Source organism: Luteolibacter sp. Y139 (genome assembly GCF_038066715.1).
GTDB classification, from domain to species: Bacteria; Verrucomicrobiota; Verrucomicrobiia; order Verrucomicrobiales; family Akkermansiaceae; genus Haloferula; species Haloferula soli.
In genome coordinates, this window is the sequence record NZ_JBBUKT010000021.1 from 1 (window position 1) to 17,560 (window position 17,560).

At 57.4% G+C, this 17,560-nt stretch carries 13 protein-coding genes; 4 read left to right on the forward strand and 9 right to left on the reverse strand.

Annotation, left to right across the window (positions count from 1 at the left end; genetic code table 11):
• On the reverse strand, positions 1 to 180 hold a 180-nt coding region (locus WKV53_RS28385), incomplete at its 3' end, for an NIPSNAP family protein (RefSeq protein ID WP_498049545.1).
• A 693-nt stretch (positions 181 to 873) separates the two neighbouring features.
• Here WKV53_RS28385 and WKV53_RS28770 point away from each other — a divergent pair.
• On the forward strand, positions 874 to 1,215 hold the full coding sequence (locus tag WKV53_RS28770; RefSeq protein ID WP_375341845.1) for a protein-tyrosine phosphatase family protein: 342 nt from the start codon (positions 874 to 876) through the stop codon (positions 1,213 to 1,215).
• Between the two features lie 9 nt (positions 1,216 to 1,224).
• A complete protein-coding gene (locus WKV53_RS28390) occupies positions 1,225 to 1,773 on the forward strand; it encodes a spermidine synthase family protein (protein ID WP_341408237.1) in 549 nt (182 codons plus the stop codon).
• Between the two features lie 909 nt (positions 1,774 to 2,682).
• On the opposite strand, the gene WKV53_RS28395 is transcribed toward WKV53_RS28390, so the two are convergent.
• Genes WKV53_RS28395 through WKV53_RS28415 form a run of 5 tightly spaced genes read right to left on the reverse strand, consistent with a single transcriptional unit; the run spans position 2,683 to position 11,829 of the window.
• The gene (locus WKV53_RS28395; protein WP_341408238.1) at positions 2,683 to 4,740 is read right to left on the reverse strand and encodes an AIPR family protein; all 2,058 of its coding nucleotides are present in this window, start codon (positions 4,738 to 4,740) and stop codon (positions 2,683 to 2,685) included.
• A complete protein-coding gene (locus WKV53_RS28400; protein ID WP_341408239.1) occupies positions 4,737 to 5,759 on the reverse strand; it encodes a PD-(D/E)XK motif protein in 1,023 nt (340 codons plus the stop codon). The genes WKV53_RS28395 and WKV53_RS28400 overlap by 4 nt, the downstream gene beginning before the upstream one ends.
• Positions 5,756 to 8,677 carry a Z1 domain-containing protein gene (locus tag WKV53_RS28405; RefSeq protein ID WP_341408240.1) on the reverse strand — a complete coding sequence of 974 codons (2,922 nt, stop codon included), beginning with the start codon at positions 8,675 to 8,677 and terminating at the stop codon, positions 5,756 to 5,758. The genes WKV53_RS28400 and WKV53_RS28405 overlap by 4 nt, the downstream gene beginning before the upstream one ends.
• Positions 8,674 to 10,197, reverse strand: coding sequence for an ATP-binding protein (locus WKV53_RS28410; RefSeq protein WP_341408241.1), 1,524 nt, complete (start codon positions 10,195 to 10,197; stop codon positions 8,674 to 8,676). The genes WKV53_RS28405 and WKV53_RS28410 overlap by 4 nt, the downstream gene beginning before the upstream one ends.
• A gap of 42 nt (positions 10,198 to 10,239) precedes the next feature.
• Complete coding sequence (locus WKV53_RS28415) at positions 10,240 to 11,829, reverse strand: DNA cytosine methyltransferase (protein WP_341408242.1); 1,590 nt, start codon at positions 11,827 to 11,829, stop codon at positions 10,240 to 10,242.
• 348 nt (positions 11,830 to 12,177) lie between these two features.
• Between WKV53_RS28415 and WKV53_RS28420 the strand changes: the two genes are divergently transcribed.
• Complete coding sequence (locus WKV53_RS28420; protein ID WP_341408243.1) at positions 12,178 to 13,296, forward strand: GIY-YIG nuclease family protein; 1,119 nt, start codon at positions 12,178 to 12,180, stop codon at positions 13,294 to 13,296.
• A 112-nt stretch (positions 13,297 to 13,408) separates the two neighbouring features.
• Here WKV53_RS28420 and tnpB read toward each other — a convergent pair whose 3' ends face one another.
• Positions 13,409 to 13,819 carry an IS66 family insertion sequence element accessory protein TnpB gene (gene tnpB, locus WKV53_RS28775; RefSeq protein ID WP_375341844.1) on the reverse strand — a complete coding sequence of 137 codons (411 nt, stop codon included), beginning with the start codon at positions 13,817 to 13,819 and terminating at the stop codon, positions 13,409 to 13,411.
• Positions 13,813 to 14,160 (reverse strand): IS66 family insertion sequence element accessory protein TnpA, encoded by a 348-nt coding sequence (tnpA, locus tag WKV53_RS28425; RefSeq protein ID WP_341408244.1) that lies wholly within the window; start codon positions 14,158 to 14,160, stop codon positions 13,813 to 13,815. The genes tnpB and tnpA overlap by 7 nt, the downstream gene beginning before the upstream one ends.
• A 515-nt stretch (positions 14,161 to 14,675) precedes the next feature.
• Here tnpA and WKV53_RS28430 point away from each other — a divergent pair.
• A complete protein-coding gene (locus WKV53_RS28430) occupies positions 14,676 to 16,652 on the forward strand; it encodes an alpha/beta hydrolase family protein (protein WP_341408245.1) in 1,977 nt (658 codons plus the stop codon).
• Here the strand turns inward: WKV53_RS28430 and WKV53_RS28435 are convergent.
• A complete protein-coding gene (locus WKV53_RS28435) occupies positions 16,634 to 16,861 on the reverse strand; it encodes a hypothetical protein (protein ID WP_341408246.1) in 228 nt (75 codons plus the stop codon). The genes WKV53_RS28430 and WKV53_RS28435 overlap by 19 nt on opposite strands.
• Positions 16,862 to 17,560: the final 699 nt, after the last annotated feature.

The following is a 17,560-nucleotide window of genomic DNA, read 5'->3' on the forward strand; positions in this document are numbered from 1 at the left end:
GGCGTCATCAGGAAACGCATCGAAGATGCCAAAAGTGCTGGGTCCAAGACGAATCCCAAACCACGCAGTGGTGGCGGGCTCATCCATGACAAGGGAAAGACCTCCCTTGAGAAAGGTCTCAACGTCTTCTTCTTTTCCGGGCTTTGCTTCTAGCCGAACGAACAGTGCTACTTTTACCATGGTAGATGACACCCTATCCTCATCGCGCCGACAAAAAAGCAATTAGCTCAAAAATCTCGATCATTGCCCAATGTTTGACTATGTTCGAACGGAGTGATCGTGTCCCCACCGTGTTTGTTTGTAAGACTCTAGCCAACGCGCTGGGAGTGAAACTGAACACCTTGGTCCGCAGGGCCGAAGAAAGCGAGGCCAGTTCCTCTCGGGAGAGCGCCTGGATGTTTCCCCACCACTCCGAGCCAAGGCTAACGCAGGTGCAGCCGGAACCTACGAAACTTGGCCGGGTTTTCGTAGGCAGGGCGCCCTCCGCCCCGCCCGAAAAGCCCGGAAGGACGGGCTTTCTGCCCCGCCCCGTAAAAGTTCCCTTTGGGTATATCAAAGCGCCGCACCTACGGGGCTCGTCTCCTTGCCGAAAGCGCCGAAGCCCGGCTTGCGCCCCATGATGGAATGGACGCTTCAATGCCCAGTTCCCCCTTCCGACAAGTAGCCCTTCCCCCGTCCGTTCCAGGTCAGCTGTATCTAACGAACATGCCTGGCTACTGACGACCGGCGGAGTTCCACGTCCGGTTCTGGCAGGAACTAACCGAGAGCGGCTCGGAGGGGTGGGTCTTCTGCCTGGCCGGAGAAGCCGAGAGGGCGCGGAAAGCTCCTGACTACCCGAAGTTTCTGGAGGCCTCGAAGCTCGGAGAACGCTGGATAGAGTTCCCCATTCGTGACCGCTCGGTCCCAGAGGATCTAACTGCGTTCCTGGCCCTTCTGGACCGAATAGCCGGGTTGCTCCACCGGCCGACAACCGTCGTGGCGATCCACTGCGCCGCCGGAGTCGGGAGAACGGGAACGGTTGCGGTCTCGCTACTCATTCGGATCGGTCTAGCGCCCGATGACGCCCTGGCAGTGATCGAGCATGCTGGCAGTGAGCCGGAGACCACGCGCCAATTGGCATTCGCCAGAGCGGTCGAACCGCTTTCCTCAAACCAACTGGCGGACATCCTTTCACCCGCCGCAAATCTTGGCGCAATGAACCCCGGTGAACTATAGTTCTCCGTAATGAAAACTACCCGCTCGCTTTGCTCGTGCCACACTCCGGATGGGGCGCAACTGGTCCTACACGAGCACGATGGGCATTACTTTTTGAGAATTGATGGCGTGCAGTTGATGTCAACAACCGCAAGCGCCTCAGAGCAAACGATGGCCGAGCTTGCTTGCAACGCCGTGCCCGCGGCAAAGCAGCGCATTCTCATCGGCGGACTGGGCTTTGGTTTCACGCTACGGCGAGTGCTGGAATGCTGCGCAGCGGACGCGATCATCGATGTCGCGGAGCTGCTTAACGAAGTCATTACCTGGAACCAGGAGCACCTCCAGTCCGTCAATGGTCTCCTACTCGATGACCAGCGAGTAAGAATCCACCTACGTGATGTCTATGAGCTTTTGGATGGTAAGCAGCGGTATGACGCGATCTTGCTGGACGTGGACAACAGTCCCGATGCGCTAGTCCAGACGGGCAACGCGCGCCTCTACAACCACGGCGGGGTACAGCGGGTGATGGCGGCATTGCAGCCGAAAGGCCGCGTCGTCTACTGGGGCTCACCGCGATAGATCCTTCGCCAAGGTGCTTGGGCGCGTCTTTAAACAGGTGGAGTGCGTCCAAGCAAAGGCGTATCCGAATGCCAAGAGGTTCACGCACACCTTGTTCGTTGCTGACAGGGACTAAGTAGCCTTCCATTGCTTGCGACGGCGATGACGCGAGACGAATGGGCGCCTAAGCAAACAACCCCGGCGCAGAAATTAGACACCCTGCCCGCTCTCGTGCTTCCATTGGTCCACGGTCACCTGAACGGTTTTGGCGGCTTGACGCCGGCGCGTTGACCGACCGTTCAGCGCTTCCCGTCCCACTCGATTCAGCACTGCGAGGAGCGAACTTGGAGCATCGAGCAATCGCAGCCGAGCAAAGTTAGCGGTCCAAACCTATCGCCGACCTTCAGTGGCTCGGGTGAGTTTGCTGGAATCGGTCGATCCATGGACATTTGCGTTTCGAATTTTCGTCTAATGCGGACGTTTGCCGTCCAAAAAAGCATAAAGCTTTCTCTCGTCGATGTCAGCAGCCTTCCTCACCCGCTGATGGCTGATGCCTGTAGCTTCTTGCGGAACGTCAGGCAGACTCGGCGCATAAAAAAGGAACTGAACACCAGCGCCACCTCATCACAGCAGTGAATTACTTGTCAAATCCGCGTCTCATCAGGCTGCCGGCGAAGGCGTGCAGATCGCTGCCCGAGAAGCCGGTCGATGCGATCTGCTAGGATCAAGTCGCGGCTCACCGAACTCGGGCTGACAACCTACACACCGTCGCAAGTAGCGGCGCAATGGTTAAACTCTTGGCGGAGGAAGCCGAGAGCGGCCCTGCATCGGCACGCCAACTGACCTTGCCGTTCGCCGGCTTTAGCGATCTAGAGGCCGCAAGTAGAAAGTCCACGACAGAAGAAAGCGCATTACCTCCGATTGGTCTAGCTAAGCCATTTCATTGCTGAATGCCCATTCGAGCGTCGCTACGAGCGCCCGCTGCTTCGAAGTGGCAAATGAACGCTTCGCCCGGATTTGAGACCAATTCAGCTTTGCATAATCACAGACCGCATGTTGCCACCGCCCGCTAGGCCAAGGCGTCCCCGCTTTCAAAGCGACCTCGCCAATCGGCTTCCTGCATTCGGTGAAGTGAATACGAACTGCTTCCCACCGCTCCTCGAGCCGTTCTCCCCCGGTTCGCGGCGCGTCCAGCGGCAGATCGGAGAACTCGATGGCGAGTCCTTTGGGCAGGTCAATGAGCGCCGAACGGAAGTCATTCCAACACTCTTCCTTCTTGCACCACTCCGTGATATTGCGCCCACCTGGAGGTTTTGTGATATGTTCTCTCGCGGAGTAAGCCACACTATCGATCGCCTGAACGAGGTTGCTGGAGACCCCCTGAAGCCTCCAGATCTCATCCAAATCAATTCGATGACCGGTGCTTCTCGCGAGCCAAGCGATTGAATAGGTCACGATGTTCGCCCGATATCCCGGATAATCCTGCTTGCTCACAATCTGCTCAGTTCGACGGAATAGGATCGCTTTAGCCACTAACCGCTTGAAATAGATTTCGTCGACTACTGGCCATCCGTTGTCCTCACGGTCGGAAGTCCAGTGGGCGAAGTTCTTCTCTGCCCCACGACTAACCAAGTGCGGCAACTCATCCCAAGAGTTCTCATATTTCGCCAAGTCTGTTTTGGTAAACTTCTGAGTCATTGGATGCTGCTTCTGCCACTGCTCGATCTTTGCAGGAGTTCCCGCACGTGCCTTGTCATCCAAGTAAGAACCTCTCGCTCGCTCGTAATACCAGTAGGTGCCCCGCTGCATCCCGTCCGAACCCAGAGCTGGCGTAGTCCGGGACAGATTCTCCAGCTTTTGATGAAATGGCCCGTTGGCGGAAAAGTCCGCCGTGTTGACCTTGTTCTGGCTGTTCGCATACAGTGAGATCAAGGGAACGAGCTCTTCAAGGACCTTCGCATCCTTCGCTTGCGTCAGCTTGACCTGGACCACCACACCTGAGATGTCAGCCTTCTCTTTCTTCCACGCATGGTAGATCCCGGCCGTGGTTTGTCCGCCGTTCACGATCTGGAAATCCGTGGCAGAGCGAAGCACGTACAACCCGCTGCGCACCTCCTCCAATACAACTGCTTGGGCGGTAGCGGAAATACCGTTGTTGTAAGCGAGAAAACGATGCGGCGTCTCGGAGATCGTTTGCTGGATTCCCGCGTTGACCTTACCTTTCACTTGGAGGAAGGCGCGGACGTTCCGTTCCAACAGGCGCGGCCCGAAGTCGCCGTAGATCCGCGCCAACGTCGCGCCCGGGAAGAACGCCAAGAAGGTGCGGTATTCCTCGCGCGCCTCGCCTTGACCCAAGCAGGGTATCCCGCCGCCCGGCTCATTCGAAAAATCCAGTTCAATCGCCTCACGCTGCCTTCCTGATTCGTGGAATTGATGGATTTTCGCCAGATCCCAGAGGATCGGCTTCAATTCGATATCCCCGAGAACTCCTGCCGCCTCATCGAAACGCTCGCCTTTCGGAACCTTCGCGATGCCGTTGGTAAGCAAATAGATCCGGACGGTACTGAGAGAGTCGCGCAACTCATGGATTCTCCTCGCGACATCGAATACCTCGTGGGACTCCTCCAGCAGGGTGTAAAAGCCATCCATTGACCTCTGGAGAAAGCCTCTCGCCAGCTTGAAATGCCTAAGCACCTCCGCCGCCGTTACCGTGTGTATTGCCGCGTCGTCGTCGTAGATGCAGACGAAAAGATCGAGCGTCACCCCATCCCCGGCAAAGCAGTATGCGTTCAGTTTGGTGGCCGGAGCTTGCCCCCGCGCATCCGATCGATAGTAGCATGTCTCCGCCTCGGAAATCTCGCCAGCTTCCGTTAGATCCTCCAACATTTCCTCAGTGAAGGCCTCCTCACGCATCTGGCCGTCTTCATTCCCGGCACAACGGGCGAAAACTTGCTGGCGATAATTTTCGGCGAATTGTTCCAAGATCATTTGTGGTGCTTCGGCAGGGGGGGAGACTTGATTGCCCGGCGCAAAACTTCGGCGGTGACCGCGTATGGTTCACAGGCAGCAAGGGCGAGGGCATAGCGAAGGGACCCGACGCCGGGAGGCAGATCCTTTTCAACAATCCGGGGGAAGCCCTTTTTCACCGCGAAGTCGCTGCATCCGCGAGCAATCCAGCCCGTTGTTTCGTAGAGTGGCGCGTGAACGTCCAAGTATCCTGCCTGCAACAACCTATCCTCGAAAAGTTCGGCAGCGGCGGTTCCAGCAAGCAGCGCCCGCAGCTTGGCAACCGTCACGGGCAACGGCTCTCCCGCACCTTCGCGCTCGGCCAAAGCGTAGTGCCGGAGGAAGAGACGCGAAAGTCCCTGCGAGTCCAACTGACGCTCGCTGGACACAGTGACCACGAAGGGCGGCTTGCCGGAGGTCGCCTTGATCTCAATGGCTCCACCGCCAATCAAGAAGTCTTGCGCGGCTCCCGTCGGACCTTGCCATGCCGCAACCGATCGCTCAGGTCCACAGGCAGGGACCAGTTCGCATCCCAAGAAATGCAACTCCGCCCAGAGCCCTCGCCGTGCCTCGGGACTCAGTCCCTCCGCCTTACTTGCAAGAAACTTCTGCCAGCGGGCAAGCCCGCCCAACAAGGCGGAGATCTTCCCCTCCGATACTGGTGCCTGGGAGACTCTCCTAGCTAGGTCCTCGGCCAAAGCGGAAAACATGTCTGAATGACGGGACTCCTTCATCATCACGCCGAACAGCAACTCGGTTCCCTGCGGCGAGGATACGATCTCAAGTCCCCTGCAATTCGGCCAATGTCGCTTCGAAGGCACCAGCGATGGCTCCACCCGCAAAAGTAGCCCCCGTTGCCCGGACATCAGCTCGACCCCGGCATGGAGGGGGCAAGCGGCCGACGGGCGGATCTGCCGAAGCACCCAACCAGAAGCCTTGCGGCCCTTCGAGGCGTTCGCGCGTGCCGATTCCAGCTGTGGCCAAAGGTTTTCGATCTTCATTCCTCCTCCGGGTCGTAATCTTCATCACGCAGTTGCCGAATAAGAACAGGATTGGCCTTGTAGTTAAGCCGCCTTGCCGTGTGGCTGCTCGGGAAGCTGAAAACCAGCCCGAGGTAGGCTGGCTCCTCTTTGGCTAAACAAGGCTCCGCCGGACTTAGCGCGTAAAGCAGCAGGAGTCCGTGAGTCGACGGGCGGAGCTGGCGAATCACAACCCCGTTTGGTTCCGTCGGTTCGGGTTTATTCGCTCGTCGAGCCCGGTCACGCGTGAGTGCAAGGGCAACTTCGTCGAGCTGCTTTCCCAAGTACGACTGAAGCAACGCAACGTCGTCGGCACTGAACAACGGCTTTCCGTCTTCCGTCTCAGTGAAATCCCGTTTCGCCATCAGAGCCGATAGCATCGGCGCATCGAGTTGGAAGAAACAGAGGTCGAGCACCTGGTGTGTTGGGCTCTGGATGTTTGCTTGCGAAGTACTATAGCGAGAGGCTGTGGACGCTCCGTCCTCCTTCCGAACGGTCAGGCCGATACCCGTAAGACCGGCCACATCCCTCGTGAGCGCCTCACTTGCCTGAGTGCTGGACACCAATGCGACCGTCCAATTGGTTAGTTCGTCCTGGGCAGCTTGGCTGAGTATAAAGTCGACGACCCGGATTTTATCCACGGTGTGGCATTGGGGGTGAATCGACATGCTGGCTAGCAACTCGTGGCAAAGCTGCTTCGCGGTCACATCCCTCCAGACCAACGCAAGGCGCCGCTTTCCATCGCGCGTCCTTCTCTCGCTAGGATCTTGGAGCGTCGCCGTAAAGTCGCGAAGCGTTCGGAGATTCGCGGCACGAATCTCGACCCTCCGATCGAAATGTGCGGTCTGGATGAGGGTGCCGGCATACGAAAAGCGCAGGGTCTGGGCGTGGCACATCTTATTCATCGCTGTTACCATCAGGCCTGCAGGATGCGACCGAACACGCAGCCCGTAGTCTTCCGGCGTTCGCTTGCTTTCCGACATCATGTCGAAATCCCTGCGCAATTCTTCCTCGGCGAGACCGATGTGACGGTACCAGAGCCTGAGATCGGCTGTCGTGTAGAGACGGCACAAATCGAGATATCCTGGCCGGTAGCCGAACCACCGACCCATCTGCATCAGCGTGTCATACATCCTCGACGTCCGCAGGAAATAGCTCACCGAGAGCCCTTCTAGTGTCAGCCCCCGGGAGAGCTTGTCACCCCCAACCGCGATCACGTTGAATCCAGCTGGGTGATTGATGTAATCGAGCACGTCACCCGCCGTGCCATTGATTTCCTTGATCTCGATCCGCGAGACGGCCTCCACCAGTTGGGCTTCCACTTCCGACCAGACGACGGGATCGCCAACCTCTCCGGCTGCCCCCTGCTTGATTTCCTCGTAACGCGCGGCAAACTCATCTTGCCATAGGGACCCTAGTTCCTCCAGTACCGACGGCGAGCGGTCACCGTCGCCTTGCACAACCCTTCGTCTCAACGCGTCAAACTCGGTGCGGATGAGATCCGCCACGCGCTTTTGTACGTCCACAAAGCGCGTCACATGAACGAGCATCGAGTTGTGGGCGCTCGTCTGCCCCCTCGCGCGGCGTGCGGCACAAGTCAGAACGAAGCCTCGGATGGCATTTACCAATGATGGCGGTAACGCAGCAGGAACGTGGTCCTTTCGATGGGGCTGGGGAAAATCAACCTCATGATCATTGATCACATTGACCAAAGGAAGAGGATCAGTAGCTGGAATCCCGGCATCGGGGTCCTCGTCATAGCCAAAAACCCGTGCCGGTCCGCAATAGGTCTTGGGGGGCCACACGTTCAATATGAAGCTTCGCGGAAAAATGTCGTCTTCTAAATCATCTGCATGCGAACGTGCTTCCGGATTGATGAAGATGTTTGCGAACGGTGTCGCCGTGTATCCGACATAGGCACTTTTATCGAAGGCTGCAAGGATCTCGCGGATTCGACGGTTGATCACGGTGACCTTTTCTTCCTCGCCTTCTTTCAGGACCCTCTTCGTCTTGGTGTTGATGCTCGCTTGGTCAGCTTCGTCATCGATCACCAACAATGGCACTCCGTTGATCTTGCCGCCATGCTTCTGTCCCACATGCAACAGCCAGTCCCGCAAGGTCTTCAGGATACTTCCATTCTTCTTCACTACTAAGAGTGTCGGAACACCGCCAAGAGTACCTGTGACCTGGTTGCCAGCTCCTCGCTTGAAGTCACCCTCATCGGTGCTGTTGGTAAGGGAAAGAACGTGAAGCTCTGGCAACCCTTCTAACAGCCCCACACCCTTTCTTGCCATCCGGTCATGAAGGTGGTTGCCCTTTTCTGTCGCCAGTCCCAGAAACCCTTCATCAAGTCGCAACTGGGTCTGGCTCCGGAGATTTTTGTGCATACCCGCAAGCACGACGATCACACGGTAACCGGCGTCAGCCGCCTTGCATATTAGGCCTGTGTAATTGGCCGTCTTGCCGGACTGGACGTTTCCCACCACCATACCCCGACGGTCCCACTTCCCCTCCCGTGTCGGATCTTCAAGCCTGCCCAGTACCTTGTCTGTCTGCTCGCCGAGTTCGCGGATGATCGACTGCTCCCAGTTTTTCTCCTCTCCAAGCCATCGTTCGTAACGATGCCAGAAGTTCCAAGTGATGCTTGCCCGCTTGTCGGGCAGCCACTCCTCATGCCCCCTCGGGTCGTCCAACGCTGTCGAACTTCCTGCAAAGACGTTGAAGCTGTAATGAAGGTCCGAGACCAGTTCCTCGATATCAAAGGCTTCGGATCCCGGAATCACGGAACAGGCCTGGTTGACACAGGCCCGCACTGTCTCAGGCGCGGGCTCCGAATGTTGACGCAACAGGACGATCGCAATGTCGCGCGCTTGGCGGTATGCAGGAAGGTTTGAACTCATTTTGAGATTCCCTCTTGTTCGGCAAATGTTTCCAAGATCTCAGGAAATCGATGGAATGGCTCGGTGATACAGAGTCGACTGAAGGCTTCTGACGGTGTGTATCCGGTAATCGCGAGGGCTTTGAAGACTTCGCGCATCACGCCCAAGACTTCGCTTCCCTGTAGTCCTTCGAACGGTCCCGAAGTTTGGTCCGGCTTCTCCCGATCCGTGATGGTGATCAGCGGAACCGGAATGGTCTGCTCCACAAGCTTGATGAGAGCATTCAGGGGAGCTCGGTCCTGGCAGGCAGCAAGGGACGCTTTGACAAGAGGATGCTCGCGGTTGAGTTCATAGGAAACGAGGTTGTGACGGACCTTCTGCTGCCAGAGGAACACATGCTTGTCTGGGTCACGGGTTGTTAGGCGCGCACCCCTATGGGAATAAATCTGCTTCGCAAGGGATCGGGCCCTCAAACCGATCCGCTCCAATTCTTCTCTGAGCCCCGGCGGGGGAGTCGCCTTGCTTTTTGTAACGTCGATCTCCCAGGCAAGGTCCAAAGAATTGGGGATATCCACTCGGATCCTCGCGAGCTTGTAGTGTTCCTCAGGTTTCCAACCCTTGATTCCGAGCCAGTCGCCAGCCACCAAAAGACGGCGGTGGCGATAAACGTAAAACCCTTGATGGAGATTCCAACCTCGTGGCCCCGCCGCATGTTTGTGGACTTCGGAATCCACTTTCGACAAATGGGGAAGAACGAACGGTTCCACTTCGACATGCGCCCCTAGCAAACCCAGCCTCTCAATTGGAAGAGTCGTCGGGGAATACCTCGATGCCGCCAGAAACGGATCCCAAGCCTTCAACTCAAGATTTCCGACTTGGATACGAAGAGTTCCGGGCTTTGCGAGGAAGCGGTGGAAAACACACGCCAGATGCTCCTCAACCCCGTCGGACAACGAGAGGAAGCGATCTTGCGCCTTAGCATCCGACACGTCCGCGCCTTGAGAAAGACGATCCAACTTCTCCCAAACAATGCAGGTGCCCGATGGCAACGATTCGATCCTCGAACCCAACTGGCTCGCCAAAGGGGTCCGGGATTTCAACAACTGCCACGATTTTTCCCGATCAACATGGTCGAGATCCCAACACCGGCTTACAGGAACCGAATTCCTTGTCCGGCTTATAACGGTAACCCGGCGGGCTTGGGAAAAGGATGCTGTCTTCAGTCCAAGCCCGAAACGCCCCAAATCGGCAGGATCCCTTCGATCACGGGGACTGGTGCTGCCAGGACGCATGGCCTCACGGAGAGCTGGTTCATCCATGCCGCTCCCGTCGTCGGTGATGGCAACTGCAGAATCGGCACCGTTCCAATGGAACTGGATCCATACATTCTTGGCTCCGGCGAAAAGGCTATTGTCGACAAGGTCTGCGATTGCGGTCGGGAGGGCGTAACCGAACGCCCTCAAGGATTCCACCAAGTTTTCGGCGCGGGGCTCGACGAGATCGTATTCGGTTTCTGAGCTTGAGCTGGGTTGGCCTTTCACAAGCCTTTCGGTTCAGATGGTAATCCTGTCCTGTTCCAGTCCCTAAACGGCTTTCCCGAATTCAGGGTTTCGAAAGCATGCCCCTGCCATCTGGGCATGGGAACAGTAAAACTCGTCGTCCCGAAGTGATCCTAGCTCATATCGCCGCCACGCTTCTTTCGCCAAGTCCTTCAGGAAGACCGGCCAACCGCTCTGCTCATAGTATGGATTTATCAGCCTTGGCTCAATCGCCCGGATCTCAGGAATGTCTTCCGCGTCACTCAAAACCGTCGTTCCATGGTCGAGTGCGCCATCAGGGTGCAAACCCATGTAGAGAAACCCAACCGCATACCATGCCCGCTTCACCTCCCGTACCGGCAACGCTTTGAGTTCCCGAGGAGCCAATCTTGCGATATCAGATACCCACTCGGCCGCCTGCACTTCGGATTCCGGCAGCAGAACGACATTGATGCCCGACTTTTTCGGCTTCTTACCCATCTCCTTCAGATACTTCATCACAGCGTTGCCCACAGCTTCGCTCACCAGGGGGGGAACCGCGTTACCGATTACCCGGAACTGATGGGTCCGCGCCACTGGAAAACGGAACCAATCGGGGAAGCTTTGGACTCGCGCTGCCTCCCGAGGAGTAAGAGTGCGGTTCTGAACGGGATGGATGAACATGAGCCCGTCCTTCGACAAATGTGCGACAATCGTCGAACAGGGGCGTTCACGGTGCTGGCGGGTGTAGCGGTCCTTGAAGCTGGACTTGTCGTAGGGAAACTCGAAGTCGACGCCACGCCGCATGGCTTCCGCGGAACTTTCCCCCTCTTTCAGCAGCAGAAAATCGCGAAGATCCCTCTCGCTGTGAACTCTCGCCCGATGGGCCGTCAACTGCGTCGCCCTTTCTATCTCCAAAACATTGAAGAGGTAGTCCGAAGTCCGCTGATTCTTGACCACTTTCAGCCGGCGGCCCAGGTCATATTCGCTCTCTTCCTCGCCCTGCCCTGCTTTCAACGGTGGCAAATCCCCGATCGCATCGCCTAGGGTCGCTCCAACTGCCGCTCGCTTCGCGGGCTTAAGCTCGGGTCGAAAATACCCTGAAAGGTCTTCGCGGGTTCCAATGAAGAGCTGCCTGCGACGCTTTTGTGGCACACCGAGATCCACGCAATCTTCGATTTGGGCATGAACCCGGTAGCCCAGAGCCCTAGCTTCCGCTTGGACCTTGGAAAAGTATATCCCGCCCGACGCCGAACGGATTCCCAGTACGTTCTCCATGACGAACACTTTCGGCCGGAAGTGCCCGACATATCGGAGAAACTCCTTGTAAAGGTGCCGACGAGGATCCTCGGTGAGTCGGTCGCCATGATTGGCACCATCAACTTGCCGAGCGGTGCTGAAACCTTGGCAAGGGGGGCCACCCACGATCAGGTCTACCCGTTCGGTGCCGATTATAGCTTCCAAGTTAACCGGCGAGAAACTCGTCAGGTCGCGCTCCAATGCATGAGGAATTTCGGGAAGGTTCTCATGGAAGACCTTGATTGCCTCTTTGTTGAAATCGATAGCAGCTAGCCCCTCGAATCCTGCACGCCTCAAGCCAAGGCTAAACCCACCGCAACCGCAGAAAAGATCCAAGAAAGTGACGGGAGTGCTCATGGGACGGAAGGTATTCCCCAGAAATTAAGTTTTACGTAATATCTCTGCAAGGCTATTTCTGCCGGTGCCCCGAGGCTGACAGGGGACCTTGTGCCGGGCAAGCAAGTCCTACGGGGGCTTGCCGAATACCCCAGGAGCTACCGGCGGTGCGTTTCCTTGCGGCGCACTCTTTCGACGCGCGAGCCTACGGGACCTCTGGCGATGGATGGCGTTTGAACTTTACGGCTCCTTCTTCCAAAACTCCGAAGAAGTGTTCAGGATTCCAGCCCCCTCGGAGACTGGTTGGAAACCCAAGGCCCTCGCTACGAAAACGAATGGCATTCCCAGTCTCTGAGCAACTAGCGACCAATGAAACAGATTCAAAAGGGTTGGTGGAAACATCTTGCGCCAAGAGAAATCGTCCCACTGCGTGGCGAAGTTCAGGCACTGTTGGAAAAATACATGACGGGATCTGCCGGCGCCGAATGGTTCAAGGTGGCGAATCGCGAGGGAGGCGTATTCAGAGTGCGACACGGTCAGAAGGTGCCCGTTTTTCATGTCGTTTTCGTCCGTGGTAGGCCGCCATTTGTGGCCCCTCCTCAAGTGGTGAAACCCGGTCACCGTTGCGTAGGCAGAGCGACTCCGCTTGTAGGAGGCGAACTCAATCCTGATGAGCTAGTTCTTGAACCCGAGATCCGGGTCGAACTCGTGACTGACCCCGAATTTATCGCCGCTTCAGCTCAGGGCAGAACAAAAATTGATGAGGCGACGGTGTTGCAACCTAGCCTGATCTTCACCTGTCCAGCTCGTCTTCTTGTTGCTCCTCGCCACTCCCCGGATCGGTCGTTCGTTCTCTACCAGCACATTTTTGGTTCAGGAGGCAACTACCCCATCGACGGCTATTTTTACGTGGGTGTGACTCAGAGAAGCTGGCAAAAGCGCTGGGCCGAACATCGACGAGGAATCGACAGCGGAAGCCAGCTGCTCTTCCATCGAAAATTTCGAGAGGAACTCCAGCAGGGGCGGGTCACCTACATCAACCACAAGGTCATGGCGGTAACCGACGATCTTGAGAAGCTCTACGCGAGTGAGGAATGGCTCGTTGAGGAGCATTGGCATGATGGTCGCCGCCTGAACATGATACCAGGTGGGAAATCCGGCCTTCGCTACTTGCGTGAGAATGGCCTGCTGGGGCAACGCATTGTGCCATTGCCTGACGAGAGAGACGAGATCGTGGCAACTTGGCTCGAACAACATCCCCGCAAAGGTCTACCTGCACCTTGGGTTGCAGAAAGATGGCGGGACAACGAATGGGCAGTCGCGCAGATCTGTGGGAGAGAGGGTCGGCTCTCAGTTTCGCAGGTTCGCGCAATTCGAGCACTTTCGAAGGACTACTGCGCTGCCGAGATTGCAGCGAGGATCGGAGCCAAGAATGATGCTCAAGTTCAGCGCGTGATCGATGGCGAGACTTATACGCGGGTCGATTAGTCAGGTCGCTTGCTTCCGGGTGGTTTCATCCACTCCAGTCCGGGGATCCGCTGCCCTCCGATCAAGCAACTGTGCCAGTTGCTCCAAGCCGCCACATGCGATCACCGGTTCCTCAACAAGCCTCACACCGGCACAAATCTCGGGATCGAACATCCATGCGGGCACACCGCGAGTCGAATTGTCGGGAAGCCGCACATAGATCATGTCCCTCTCCCCACCGGCGGAACCGAAGGCCTAATGGTCCTTCCCGAAAAGCGGATGGAAGGGATAGAGAATCTTCGGAAACAAACCAAGACGCGCATTGTGGAGCGTGGCTGTTGGCCAGGACCCACAAGCCGCTTCCATCGAAGTAGAGGAGCTTGAGCAAGGTCCGGCGCTTGTTGGTGAAGGCGAAGACCGCGCCGCACTTCGGGTCCTCCTTGAGCTTGCCGGCCACCGCGTCGTGCAAGCCGTGAAACGACTTGCGCATGTCGCAGGGCTCCACCGCCACGAAGACCTTGAGGCTGCCGGGAAAGCTTAGCATGACCGGGACAGCTCGCGGATCAATGCGGCGGCGAGAGGCACTGCGGCCATGCTCGCGACATGGATCTCACCTCCACCCGGCAGGATCACGCTCAAGCCGGGATCGCGGCAAGGCCCCGCTGGCGCTTCGACCTCCACGAGTGCCAGTCCAGCCGGCGCGGGCAAGGCGGCCGGAGTGCCGGCATGCTTCCGCTTTTGGATCCAGGCGGCGAAGGTCTGGTATTTGACGCCGTGGAGGGCAGCGAACTTGGGGCCGCTCAAGCCGCTGGAAGCAAAGGCATCAAGGATCGCCTCCCTCTGTCCGGGTGCATAGCGGAGCCGGCCGCGTCGGTCGGACCTCACGAGAGAACCGATCACTCCGAGTCGTCCATCTACCTCTCGATGTCCAAGCGAATGCTCGCCAGACTCGCCGCTTGAGCACCTTTCAGACAGCCTCTAATCAATTTGTAGGAATAATGTTGCGTAGTCTCCAGCCGGATGCTAGCGGCTTAAAAGGTGGTGCTATTCGATCGCGCCCGATGCCGATGGGAGCTCGCAACCACTGAAAAGACATAACCAAATCAAGGAAATGAGAAAATGCGTTATCATTGCCACCGCAGCTATAGTTGCCTGCCTTGGCGTTAGCTATGCTGCCAGTGCTATGACTAAGATTAGCGACCTGGGAAGATGTGAAAATGGTCGTCAGTGCACTACATGCAAGGGCACTGGATGGAACGGTACTCAGAAGTGCTCGACCTGCACGGGCAGCGGTCTCGGCAGCTCTTATTGATCTTGGCTATTTGACGGCTCCCTTGCTATGGCGGGGGAGCCTTCGCATTTCCAATGAGGCACATCATAGTTCGGGCATGATAAAGGCGATGCTCCTTTGGCTGCTAGGCTCTGGATGGCTGCTTGCGGATGAGCTTTCCGCGCAGTTGCCGCCGCTTGAGCCGTTTTTTGTCGAACCGGGGCGTTTTCACGAATGCCTCAGTCCCAGCGGCCGCTGGATTAGCTTTCTCGGCCCGAACAGCGGAGGCGTCAACCAACTCTGGATGGTCAGCACGGAGAATCCGGGGAAGCCTGTTTGTATTTCCGATCCTGTAACGGGGGCCGTCACCACCTGCTTTTGGGTCCGCGGAGAACGACTGGTTTGGCAGGTACGAGGCGCTAAGGGAAACCCGCGGTTTTTCGTTGGCATTCCCGGTCAAGGATCAGTTGAAGAAATTCCCTTGCCCGACGGGTCCGTGGTCAGTCTCGCCGGCGTATCCGCAGGGGATGCTGAGCCTTGCTTGATTTTGGGAATTGCGGCTAATCCGACAGCTACCCCGAATCTCTATAGGTTGACCTTGGACGAGGGCGCTGCGCCCGTGCGGATATTCACTAACCACCAACGTGTTTGTAGCTGGGGTCTGGATATCCGCGGGGTTCCAGTCGCCGGTGTGCGCTGGATCGATGGAGGGGCTAAAGAACTGGTCGATTTACGGGATGGAGGGGACCGTGTGCTGCTCCGGGTACCGGGTGGCGACGATCTGCGGTTGCTTGCTGCGTCTGACGAGGGACGCCAGGCGTGGATCATTACAAACCAGGGTTCGGAGCTTACCCAGTTAAAGCGGATCGACCTCGTGACAGGAGCAATCCAGGCAGTCGCGGCCGATCCGTTGGGTCGAGTGGATGTGGAGAACGTAATCTTCGATCCACAATCCAACCGTCCCGTCGCCGTGAGTTATTTCGATGAAGTGGTGCGCTGGCAGCCGTTGGAACGGGAGTTTGACAATGTGCTGCAACGGACCATGAAAACACCAGATGATGGAGAGCTGGTTGTTGCCGGATTTTCTGCGGATCGGAGCCGCTGGCTGCTCGGCCGTCAGCGTGGCGGCCAGCCTGCTTCCGTCTGGCTTTATAACTCCGCAAGTCGCCGCTTGGGCCATTTGTGGAACGAACGCCCTGGCATTGATCCAGCTTGGTTATGTCAGACTAAACCGATCAGTATCACCGTGCGCGATGGCACGCGGATTCCAGCGTTTCTAACCACGCCGCGCACGGGCAAGGAGCCTTGGCCAATGGTGGTATTTCCTCATGGAGGGCCTCACATGCGCACAGTGACCGGGTTCGATGGGCGCGTCCAGTTTCTTGCCAGCCGCGGCTACGCCGTGCTGCAACCGAACTTCCGTGGTTCGCGGGGCTATGGCAAGAGCTTCATGAATGCCAGTGATCGCCAGTGGGGGACCGGGATAATGCAAAACGACCTAACCGATAGCGTTAAGGCCATGGTGCAGCGAGGCATTGCGGCGAAACACCGCGTCGCTATTTTTGGCGGCTCCTATGGTGGCTATGCCGCAATGGCAGGGCTCGCCTTCACCCCCGATGTCTATGCCGCAGGCATAAGCCTGTTTGGCATCTCGGATTTGAACGACTATCTTTCCCACCTGCCGCCCGATTGCGAGCCGTTTGTAGGCGATCTTGTCCGACAGCTCGGCGATCCCTCTACACCTGACGGTCACGCCGATCTGGAATCACGGTCACCACTTCATCACGTTGCGGCGGTGTCCAGTCCCTTGCTCATATACCACGGGTTAATGGACCCACTCATCGCACCGGATCACGGGCGTAAGATGGCCGCTGCCCTGCAATCGACAAGAAAGTCATTTTCTTATCTGGTAGCTCCGGACGAACCCCACGGATTTACCCGTGCCGAATCAGAGATGGCCGTCTATCGTGCGGTCGAACAGTTCCTTCACGAACATCTTGGTGGAGAACTTGGAGCAGAGCCCACCACGGAAGTTCGTGCGCGGTTGGAGGAATTTAGCGCTGCGGGGGGCGCGGACCTCCAGCAATATCAGAAAGCCACGCGGTAGCGTGTCGCGCAGACCGCGCCGACTTCTGGGATTTGATGGTTCGGCGGAATGGTGACGTTGCCGGCCGGAACCAGCTTGTCTCCGTCGTACAGGCCGAGGATAACGCTGCGTTTGGCATTAGGCCCGGTAATTACGAACGACGCGCTCTCGACGAATTTGGACTTCTGATGTGGACCGCCGCGTAGTGTCCAGAAATTCAGATGCGGCATAAGCGTCTGATGTTCAGTGTCGAGGTGAGGTCCAGGTTTGCCTGTTTCTGGCTGTGCAAAGGCAGGCCTTCTGCCAACCTCCCGCGATGGGGATCGGGACTCTCATAATGGTTGCGCTGGCAGGTTGGATCAACCGGCACCAGCAGCATGTCATCGATTTCCTTCAGGATGAGGTCCGAGTGCTCAGGGAGTTGCAGGGCAAGAAGTGAGCGGGTTCAAAGAAGTTGATCTGCCGGTTGGGGCTGCGTGAGATGCTGGCGGAGTCATGCTGTCCGTCCCCCCAAAACGAATCCCTGCGGCTAAGGATTCCCTTACGGGCGACAGCCAGCATGGCGAACTTAACTCTCTTTGGATCAGCAGCTTGCTGTTCATGCTGAGCCGGTATGGCTACTATGGTGAGGCAGAAGCATGAACTCCAATTCATGGGCGCCAATGAGATCCCCCTTAGAAGAGCTGCGCCGCATACTCGGTGGGCTCAATCTAGATCTCCGATGCCCACAGCCCCATGGAGGGGCTTCCTGACTTTGTCGCCGACTTTGAATGAGGCGCTAACATTGCCTTGTAGAGACCTTGGTCTACTCGCTCTTGGGGAATAACGTAGGAGCCCACCCTCCACGCCGAAGCGACAGTGCTTCCCTCCCCTGCCCAAGGGCTCCCGGAGCCTACGAGGACCGCCTGGCTTTTCGTAAAGCCAGCGTG